The sequence below is a fragment of the Paenibacillus sp. P4_E11 genome, assembly GCF_056401635.1.
Genome location: NZ_JBFUIX010000632.1, coordinates 1 through 753 on the forward strand (window position 1 = coordinate 1; position 753 = coordinate 753).

Annotated in this window: 2 protein-coding genes; one reads left to right on the forward strand and one right to left on the reverse strand. The window is 46.7% G+C overall.

What is annotated here, in order from left to right; all coding sequences use genetic code 11:
• Positions 1–288 (forward strand): phosphotransferase (locus tag AC1DWB_RS36570; protein ID WP_477545942.1); only part of this gene is annotated, 288 nt, incomplete at its 5' end.
• A 96-nt stretch (positions 289–384) separates the two neighbouring features.
• On the opposite strand, the gene AC1DWB_RS36575 is transcribed toward AC1DWB_RS36570, so the two are convergent.
• Positions 385–753 (reverse strand): glycosyltransferase (locus AC1DWB_RS36575; RefSeq protein ID WP_477545943.1); only part of this gene is annotated, 369 nt, incomplete at its 5' end.

Sequence of the window (753 nt, forward strand, 5' to 3'; positions counted from 1 at the left end):
AAGCAAGGCCGCATTAATGGGATTATCGATTTCGGAATGGTCAAACTAGGGGATCCCTCCCAAGACTATTCCGATTTGTTCAATACGTACGGTGAAGAGTTTGCCTGGAAGGTGTTCCAATATTACAAAGGACCTTCTGACCCTACATTTTTCAGCCGTTGTCAAATGTTCTACCATCATAAACTCGGCTTCAGCTCGCTGATTAACGCCGTTCGGAATTGTGACGGGAATGAGTTAGAAAGATGGACTATATGGCTGATTGAACAGGCCAATAAAGAGGATTTCTAAGAGCTAATATACGAAAAAAACTAAGTTCAAACCCCAACAAGGGTAACTTTGCAGAGTTACCTTTGTTGGGGTTTGAGTGAATGAATCGTGCTTACATCACAGTTGACCTAGACGCAGCAGACGCTGCTTCATCATTTCGCCTACTACTTGCGGGGAATAGTCCGTTCTGATCGTTTTCTGGCCTTCGGCAGCGATCTGAGCCCGATAGACCGGATCCCTGACTAGCAATTGCATATAGCTTGCAGCATGCTGAACAGCGGGATCCGCCCAGAATTGATGGGCTTTGTACGGTCCATAGTTATTTCCGACCTGTACGAGCCGATAGCTGACGAGACAAGAGTTCATCTGATTCATGAAGTCGGTATTGCCCGACCAATTCGTTCCGATGACCGGTTTACCCAAGTACATCGCTTCCGCTAATCCCAAGCCGAAGCCCTCCGACCTGTGGAGTGAAATGAAACAATC